8 protein-coding genes are annotated in these 8,569 nt (G+C 47.4%); 5 read left to right on the top strand and 3 right to left on the bottom strand.

Annotated elements, in window-relative coordinates; translation table 11 throughout:
• The first annotated feature begins 132 nt into the window (after positions 1-132).
• The 3 genes from Q0668_RS08255 (at position 133) to queC (ending at position 3,213) form a co-directional block, all read left to right on the top strand.
• Positions 133-780 carry a hypothetical protein gene (locus Q0668_RS08255; RefSeq protein WP_298862653.1) on the top strand — a complete coding sequence of 216 codons (648 nt, stop codon included), beginning with the start codon at positions 133-135 and terminating at the stop codon, positions 778-780.
• 196 nt (positions 781-976) lie between these two features.
• Positions 977-2,365, top strand: a complete 1,389-nt coding sequence (locus Q0668_RS08250) for a DUF1501 domain-containing protein (protein ID WP_298862650.1) — start codon at positions 977-979, stop codon at positions 2,363-2,365.
• A gap of 149 nt (positions 2,366-2,514) precedes the next feature.
• Positions 2,515-3,213 carry a 7-cyano-7-deazaguanine synthase QueC gene (gene queC / locus Q0668_RS08245; protein ID WP_298862647.1) on the top strand — a complete coding sequence of 233 codons (699 nt, stop codon included), beginning with the start codon at positions 2,515-2,517 and terminating at the stop codon, positions 3,211-3,213.
• Positions 3,214-3,218: 5 nt separating this feature from the next.
• On the opposite strand, the gene Q0668_RS08240 is transcribed toward queC, so the two are convergent.
• Complete coding sequence (locus Q0668_RS08240; protein ID WP_298862644.1) at positions 3,219-4,175, bottom strand: nitrilase family protein; 957 nt, start codon at positions 4,173-4,175, stop codon at positions 3,219-3,221.
• An 86-nt stretch (positions 4,176-4,261) separates the two neighbouring features.
• On the opposite strand from Q0668_RS08240, the gene Q0668_RS08235 reads away from it, so the two are divergent.
• A complete protein-coding gene (locus Q0668_RS08235) occupies positions 4,262-5,752 on the top strand; it encodes a leucyl aminopeptidase (protein ID WP_298862641.1) in 1,491 nt (496 codons plus the stop codon).
• A 16-nt stretch (positions 5,753-5,768) separates the two neighbouring features.
• On the opposite strand, the gene Q0668_RS08230 is transcribed toward Q0668_RS08235, so the two are convergent.
• Both Q0668_RS08230 and Q0668_RS08225 read right to left on the bottom strand, forming a co-directional pair.
• Complete coding sequence (locus tag Q0668_RS08230) at positions 5,769-7,220, bottom strand: right-handed parallel beta-helix repeat-containing protein (protein WP_298862638.1); 1,452 nt, start codon at positions 7,218-7,220, stop codon at positions 5,769-5,771.
• A gap of 96 nt (positions 7,221-7,316) precedes the next feature.
• A complete protein-coding gene (locus Q0668_RS08225; protein ID WP_298862635.1) occupies positions 7,317-7,979 on the bottom strand; it encodes a hypothetical protein in 663 nt (220 codons plus the stop codon).
• A 219-nt stretch (positions 7,980-8,198) separates the two neighbouring features.
• Here Q0668_RS08225 and Q0668_RS08220 point away from each other — a divergent pair.
• Positions 8,199-8,569, top strand: a 371-nt coding sequence (locus tag Q0668_RS08220) for a YhjD/YihY/BrkB family envelope integrity protein (RefSeq protein ID WP_298862632.1), incomplete at its 3' end; no start/stop codon positions are given.

The following is an 8,569-nucleotide window of genomic DNA, read 5'->3' as shown; positions in this document are numbered from 1 at the left end:
CGACATCTCGGTAATGAAAACCAGGGTCAGGGGAATATCCGGACAGACTGCTAGGATAGAAACCAGTGTTTTATGTCTTGAAAAAGAAAAAACCACGTTCGTTTCACTCTTTGATTTCAAAAAGTAGCAGCTATGAAAAACTTACTAACGTTAGTCCTTGCCGCGGAATGCATCCTGTTTGGTTGCGTTCCCAATGAGATTTTGGCCGAAAATCAAAATTCACCACTTTTAACAATCCCTGCAAAAACTGACACAAAGCAGGCCTGGATTGTTCAGATTACACCACGGATCACTCTGAATTCGTACGATTCCGATTTCAAACTCTCTCCTGCCCTGAGTGGCCCTGCTCTCAGCAGTTCCCCTGGAAAAACAGTGGGATCTGTTGTAATTTCCCCCCGAGTCATCCCCAAAGACTCACCAAAGAAACAGCAACGTCTGAAACAGCGATCGGCTTCACGAACCCGGTATTATGGCTACCAGAACTCAATTCCCTGGTTGCTGAACTACGCTTATGGGAATCAATACTCAACGCCGGCACTCGACATGTATAGCGATTTTGTACGGTCAGACTGGTACGGCTCTCCCTATCGAGGCAACTATTTTTACAACCAAGGTTATCGGCCTTCGTTCCGATTTGGTTCCCTGCAATTCCAGGGATTTGGCAATTATGATCGCATGTATAATCCACGTATTATCCCCTTTGGATATCAATATGCAGGGTCCCGAACATATTATGCCGCACTCGCGATGAACTCGATGTATCCCTCTTTTCCCTGGTAACTCAAGCGGATTCGATCACGGTTTTCTACTGAGATCTGATGAAACACACAGGAAATCAAGCCAAAATCGGCAGGGCTCTGACCGTATTTAACATATATCGACTGATTTATGTCTGGCCTCTCTACGATTTTCATGGTAAAATTTGTGTTTGAAGCACACCAACTCTCTTCCGCAAATTTACCCGATGGCCGAACCGATGTCAGAAGTAATTCATAATGGAATGTGCGCTCCACATTTATTAAATCGACGACAGGCGATGCAAATCGGTGTCGGCCTGTTCGGTTTGAACTTGCCACAGTTCCTTCAAGCAGCCGCCAGTTCCGACAAACGAGACATTTCCTGCATTTTCATTTTTTTAGCCGGCGGTCCGAGTCATTTTGAGACGTTCGACCCCAAGCCAGATGCGCCTGCAGAAATTCGTGGCCCCTGGAAACCGACATCTACCAATGTACCAGGAACATTCATCAGCGAAAAACTACCACTGATGGCTAGCCGGATGGACAAAGTAGCCATCATCCGCTCCTGGCAAGGCAAGACCGGGTCACATCTCTTCGGTTCACAACATGTGGCAAGTGGATTTGCACCTGTAGGCAAACAATATTTTCCGAATTTTGGCTGTCTTGTTTCTGCGTTACAGGGAAGCCGTGTGAAAGGCATGCCTCCCCATCTGGGTTTGCCAGTTGCCGCCCGCTATACCAATCCTCCCGGATATCTGGGAACAGCCTATTCTGCATTCGATCTCAAAGGCGATCCGCAAAAACCGGAAATGGAACTGGGAGGACTGAATCTTTCCCGAGTTCGATTTGAAGATCGACTTTCGATGTTGTCACAGTTAGAAAATCTCAGCCGATTACAGGCTGTGAAAAACTCGCAACTGGAATCGGTGGATAAATTCACTGATGAAGCCATTTCGATGCTCACCAGCGGCGCGATGCAGAAAGCCGTTAATCTGGATGACGAATCCGTTCAAACTCGCGAACGTTACGGCGATAATATCTATGGTCGTCGGGTACTACTTGCCCGCAGGTTGATTGAAGCGGGAGCACGTTTTGTCACCATCAATCAGGCCGTACAAGGCGGGTTATTCGGAAAGGCCAAAACCAATGGCACATGGGATAATCATGGCTGGCTGTTTGATTCGATGATGTCTTTTTCCAATCGTCCAGCAGGTATGCCCGGCAATAAAAGATGGCACAGCTATTCCGGACCAGGAAACCTGCCACAGTTAGATATGTCACTCTCCACCTTACTGGATGACCTTGATGAACGAGGCTTGCTAGATACAACACTCGTCGTAGCAATGGGAGAATTCGGCCGGACTCCAAAGATCAATGCGACATCGGGGCGTGACCACTATCCGAATGCCGGAAGTGTCTTGATGGCGGGTGGTCCTGTTCAACGTGGTGTCGTCATTGGTGCCACAGATCGAAAAGGAAGCCTGCCCAGCACTCGTCCGTATCGTCCCGAGGACTTTGCGACCTCAATCTACCATGCGCTGGGCATCGATCCACATCTGACCTTCTTCCCCCGCCTGACTCGGCCGACTCCCATTTCCTCTGGTACTATCATTGATGGCCTTTTTTAATCAATGTACGATCTGAGAACGTGGAATCATTATTTTCCCTGCCAGTTAAGGAATTTTCAAATCGATCTTTCCGAAGGGATTGCAACCACGAATCGCTCCTGATAGTTTTCTTTTTTTAAAGCGCTATCATTCAAGGAGTAGAAACATCAATGACCAATGATCCTCGCAAAGCCATCATTCTAGTCAGTGGCGGGCTCGATTCTGCGACGACCCTGGCGATTGCCGCCGCTGCCGGGTTTGAGTTATATGCGCTTTCATTCGATTACGGCCAACGTCATCGTCATGAACTCAAGGCGGCACAAAATGTCTGTCAGTCTTTCAATGTAAAACAACATGTAACGTTTCCATTAGACTTGCGTGTTTTTGGTGGTTCCGCATTAACGGCCGATATTGATGTTCCCAAAGACCGTTCCGAACACGATTTGGAAACTGGCATCCCCATTACTTATGTTCCCGCACGTAACACGGTGTTTCTTTCTCTTGCATTGGCCTGGGCAGAAACTCTGAACGCCTTTGATCTGTTTATCGGCGTAAACGCAGTCGATTACAGTGGCTACCCTGATTGTCGCCCTCAATTTATCGAAGGTTTTGAGAAAGTCGCATCCCTGGCAACGAAAACAGGTGTAGAACACTCAGGTACATGGAAGATTCATTCCCCGCTCATTTCTCTGACCAAATCAGAGATCATAAAAAAAGGAATGGAACTAGGTGTAGACTATGGCTTGACGCATAGCTGCTACGATCCACTGTCAGATGGCACACCTTGCGGCCATTGTGATTCGTGTCAATTACGCACCAAAGGATTTGAAGAGGCTGGCTTCAGCGACCCCGCACTCAATCCAGGTTAAAGAGATTAACTGGACGGCTTTAATTCCCACCCTGGTTGAGTCACCGGTGGTTCTTTGGGTGCTTCGGCAAGCTTACCATATAAATCAGGACGTCGAGCCCGAAGATAACGGCGTCCACCCGAGCTTGATATTTTATCGACCGTGCATAAAGCGATGGCGATATCGTCACCTAACTTAGTACACTCTGCAATAATCTCACCATACGGATCCAGAATCATCGAAAGCCCTGGTTTTACTTCCTGATCATCCATTCCAACCGGATTTGTGAAAATCGCATAGATACCATTATCGTAAGCGCGAGCGGGTAACCAACGCATCAACCAGCCCTTGCCTTTCGGTCCCTGGAACTCCTGTCGAAGTCGAACCGGATCACGTTCCCGATTATGCCACAATTCCGGATCAACCAGTCCACGGCCAGGCATGACTGATGGCAGGCAACAGGTCACATGCGGCATAAAAATAATGTCGGCTCCCAGCATGGTTGTCATGCGGACATTCTCAATGATGTTGTTATCATAACAAATCAGAATTCCACAACGACAACCGCGCACATCAAACACAACGTATTCATCACCAGAAGAGATATGAGAATTCACAAACGCATGCAACTTACGATAGCGGGCGACCAATTCTGTTCCGTCAACGCAAATATATGTGTTATAAACTTTTCCCTGATCCAGTTCTAACAGACCAGCCAGGAGCGGAACGCCCACTTCCTGAGAGATCTTCATCAACTCCTGAGTGCTCGGCCCATCGGGAACTGATTCAGCGAGAGAACTCAATTCATCCATCGAAAATGGTTGCACAAACGTGTAAGCGGGGATGCAACATTCATGAAAGCTGACAATTTCCGCCCCCTGCTCCACTGCCTGTTTCGATAATTCACGAATTCGCTGCAGATTGTAGGCTTTGTCTCCATTTCGGTTTTCAAACTGGGCAGCAGCGATTCTGATATCTCTCATTTGGTTTTTACTCCGAACTTGTTAAACTGTGGAATCAACTTATCTTAATCTGAAGTGACCTTACGATAAAGGGATTTGAAGAACTAATGGGTACGCAATTTACGAATGAATCAATTTCATCGCTCTCCGCTGACTGGCTGGTAATTGGTCTGATCGAATCCGCTCCTCTCACCGAGGCGGTTGCAAAACTAGATAAATCATTAGCGGGACTCATCACCCGTTTGATAGAAAGTGAAGATTTCACGGGCAAGCAGGCGACAACATCTTCACTACTCGGTTTAACCGAAATTCCGACGCCGCGCATCCTGCTGGTTGGCCTGGGACCAAAGGCCGATGTTTCACTGTCTTCATTGGAAAAATCCATGATGACAGCTGCCCGCACGATTTCCACCAAACAAAATACACGCATCGCAGTCCCACTTCCCGATTTGGGAGAGACCTCAGTGACAGCTAGCGAAGCATCGCGTGTGATCAGCACATCAATGGTAGTCGGTTCAGTCGGCCAGGACATATACCGCGAGGAAGCAGCACGACATCCCTTCCAGGATATTCTCATCGTGGGCACCAACTCTGCTGATCAGTCAACCTGCGAGCAGGCCGTTGAACAGGGATTGATCCTAGGTGAATCCATAAATCTGGCACGCGAAATGGTAAACCGCCATGCTAGCGATATTTTCCCCATCAGTTTTGCCGACCGTACTGTTGAAATCGCAAAAACATACGGTCTGGAATCTGAGGTTCTCGATGAGAGTCAGCTCAAACAGGAAAAAATGGGATCGATGCTGGCAGTCGCACAAGGCAGTGATCAACCACCGCGTCTGGCCATTCTCAAACATCAGGGAGGCGATCCTTCCGCACCAACTCTGGCACTCGTTGGTAAAGGTGTGACATTCGACAGTGGTGGACTCTCTCTAAAGCCTAGTGATGGTATGAAAACCATGAAGTGCGATATGGGTGGTGCCGCCGCAGTCTTGGGAGCCATGACCGCCATCGCTCGGCTCAAGTTGCCCGTCAATGTTGTCGGATACATGGGCCTGGTCGAAAACATGGTAAATGGTTCCTCGTATAAACTGGGAGACGTCCTCACAGCGCGAAACGGCAAGACGATTGAAGTGCTCAATACCGATGCCGAAGGCAGACTCGTACTGGCAGACGTACTGACTCTGGCCACCGATCGAGGAGCAGCGAAAATCATCGACCTTGCCACACTGACAGGTGCTTGTGTCGTCGCGCTGGGTGAAGAAGTCACCGGTGTTTTTTCCAACGATGATCATTGGTCAAAAGCAGTTCAAGATGCTGCAAAATCCAGCGGTGAAGATGTCTGGGAAATGCCCATGTTTCCGCAATTTGCAGAACAACTAAAAAGCGATGTCGCAGATTTGAAAAATATCGGAACACGCTGGGGAGGCGCCATTACCGCCGCCAAGTTTCTGGAAAACTTTGTCGGTGAAACGGCATGGGTTCACCTTGATATCGCCGGACCGGCTTTTGCTTCAGCGAATCAACCCTGTCGCGAAGGAGGCGGTACAGGCTGCATGGTTAAAACTCTGGTCGAGGTCGCAAATCAGTTCAAATGATTCACTAGTTAGAGATCTATTTCTTCTCCGACTCTCTTCCCAATGCCCCTAGATCTTTTAATGAATCTACGGGGCGTGTTTTTGTTCCCCGCGGTCCATGAAACTGTTTTAGGATCGGATAATTATTTTGAATCGTTTTTGGCAACGAACCGGATTTATTGAGACAGGCTGATTTCGGAGTGAGAAAAAATAGATTCTTTTCAGCATTCTGAAAACCAGGATCATTTTCTGAATAGATTTCCGCTTCTGAATCTACGTTCCCAGTACGACGGGAATGTGCCGTCTTCCAACCTTTTTTTAGCCAGTTAAAACTCAGACTCGCTGTTCCCAATTCATCCAGAATCGCAAAACTGCTGCCTGCTTGAGATGTAAATAAGATATTGTTACGGCAGTCCAGGTGTTCTCCATTGGTAGACAACCTGACTAAAGTTGTTGACGCGCGCCGGGAAACAACCGTATTGTTAAAAAGAAACAGCGTCCCTTTTCGATACGCATCTTCATCGCCACTATCGCCGCCATAATGAATCACCTGACTGTTTGGATCTTCTTTCTGTTTGACAAGTACATTGCCATAAACGTAAGTAGTCCGGTAGCGGGGATCGTAGCGAATGATGTCTCCTCCCTCCGAATCAACAAGATCTAACTGGCGATTGCCCCCTTCGATCCAGTTATAACGTACGATCAGGCCGGCAGAACGATCCTTGAGATTATTTCCCAGACATCTTTTCCGTAATGGGCCAAGATAATTTCCCTGAAAAGTGATCCCGGCTGCCTCCGTATAAACATTGTGCTCATAATAACTGCCTGCAATGCCATTATGGTAAATGGAACAGTCTTCAACCAAGATCTCTTTCGTATCATAAGCCACAAAAAGACCATTGCCGCAATCGTGCAGGAAACAGTTTCGAATCGTAATATGCTCCCCTTTTTCAATAAAGATGGCTGCTGCATTTTTAAAATACTTCTGGAGCCCCTCTGAGTTAAAATAGAAAAAGGAGGGCCGCGCACTGCGAATATCTAGATTCTCAATTACGATATAGGCGGGCATCGTATCAGCAGGATCTCGTGCACCGCCGATTTTAATGATCCCACGCTGCTCTCCCCAATATCGCAATTGCGGGCGCGTCATCGCACGACGTCCATCGATTACAGGCAATTCCCCCTGCGCAGAAGGAATTCCTTTAATCACAATGGGCTTGTCTTTCGTTCCTCTGCAACAAAGAACCCATTTCGTATGATAAGGTTGAGGTCGCCAATGAATATGCACCTCATCCCCTGCCATCAGTTTTTCCCAGGGAACATTTTCTACCTGATGATATTCCTGATCGGAGCCCACTTGATAAACAGCGGCCTCAAGTTCTGTTGTTGAGAAACAGAGAAAGCAGAGCAAAAGCAGAGCGAGATCTTTTACATCGAGGGGGCATCTCTTTTGGTGAAAAAATCGATTTCCTGAATCGCGTTGATACACCCCACAACTCCCTTCAAGACCAGTGCCTGCTGGCAATAACCGCTTCACACCACTCTATTCAAAGCGCTCTTCGAATCGATCGATGATTCATCGCGCTTAGTGAATTTGTGCAGGAACCCATTGTGCCCGACGTGTTTGCTGTTGCGGAGCCGCTGAACTGGGTAAGACAGTAGGCGGATTTAACAATGCCGGTGGTACATATGTTGCTTTTGACATCGGCTCTTCTGCCCCAGGTGCGGGAGCAGGCGTTTGCAGGGTACTTTTTGGACCATGATCGGGAACAGGACTGATTTTTTTAGGAACAACAGTCGTGGGAGGAGTCGGTACGCCTTCATGCATGTATGATTCGGGCGTATTTGATTCCTGCATGAACGTCCCTGCCTCAGATTGGCAATGCGGACAACTCGACTCGGAAGCATAAGTTTGCGGGCCATCTGTAGTATATGTTTGCGGGCCATACGATTCGAAGGTGCTCTCGTCCCCACCATAATTAAATGTTCCGGAAGCCAGCAAACCGGGAAGCGACTTTCCACAGGAAGTAGTACAACAGCTGCCACAAGGATTACAACAACGTTTATTCAGACGATGTGCGCGGTGCTTGGAAAGCGAACATCTGATATCATCTACCATGTTAGTGGGACCATAGAAATCCCCACAAGAAACTAAACCTGTTGAAGGATCATAATAGCCTTGCCCTACACACCCCGATAAAGGCAGACAAAGTAAAATTCCAGCACACATCTTCAGCAAAGAATCCATTTTAATTTCCGGTTAATCTCTGAACTTAAAAACTGGGGACAGCAATCAGCTTGAATACAAAGAACCTTTGGAAAAGAGTTCCCATTATCAATTTTATCGACGATTCCAGATGTTAACCTTTAATGATTATGCAAATTATGACGATCTCTTGAATGATCTAGACTTTTGTGTCAAGGAAATCGTAAAGCATTTAATATCAATACTTATGAACGGCCCGACATGACTGAACAAGAACAGATTCAACTCGGTAAAATTGGCTTCCGCGCGATGTGGAAGTTTGGCGGCCTCACCCCCTGGGACCTGATTCTGCGGTCGTTCAAGGGTTACAATAAACACAGGCTTAGCGCCCACAGCGCGCAATTCGCCTATTATGCAATTTTTACACTCATCCCCTTGCTGATCGTCATCATCGCCTGCGTGGCTCAACTTCCGATACAGGGCCTCATTCACAGCATGGAAAATGCAATCAATCAGGGACTCCCACAAAACGTTTCACAGATGTTGTTCGATCAAATTAGAGATATACAGCAGAAATCTACTTACAGCTTAATTATGGTAGGATTGTTTCTGCTTGCTCTCGGCGGTATGCG

Origin of the sequence: uncultured Gimesia sp., from assembly GCF_937910335.1 — a bacterium.
Taxonomy (GTDB): Bacteria; Planctomycetota; Planctomycetia; order Planctomycetales; family Planctomycetaceae; genus Gimesia.
Note: the sequence above shows the minus strand (reverse complement) of the source record. Positions and strands in the feature narration are given on the sequence as shown.

Bases quoted from the DNA above. Each gene is read 5' to 3' on its own strand.
- Q0668_RS08255 (WP_298862653.1), top strand. From the start codon at position 133: ATGAAAAACTTACTAACGTTAGTCCTTGCCGCGGAATGCATCCTGTTT.
- Q0668_RS08250 (WP_298862650.1), top strand. From the start codon at position 977: ATGTCAGAAGTAATTCATAATGGAATGTGCGCTCCACATTTATTAAAT.
- queC (WP_298862647.1), top strand. From the start codon at position 2,515: ATGACCAATGATCCTCGCAAAGCCATCATTCTAGTCAGTGGCGGGCTC.
- Q0668_RS08240 (WP_298862644.1), bottom strand. From the start codon at position 4,175: ATGAGAGATATCAGAATCGCTGCTGCCCAGTTTGAAAACCGAAATGGA.
- Q0668_RS08235 (WP_298862641.1), top strand. From the start codon at position 4,262: ATGGGTACGCAATTTACGAATGAATCAATTTCATCGCTCTCCGCTGAC.
- Q0668_RS08225 (WP_298862635.1), bottom strand. From the start codon at position 7,979: ATGGATTCTTTGCTGAAGATGTGTGCTGGAATTTTACTTTGTCTGCCT.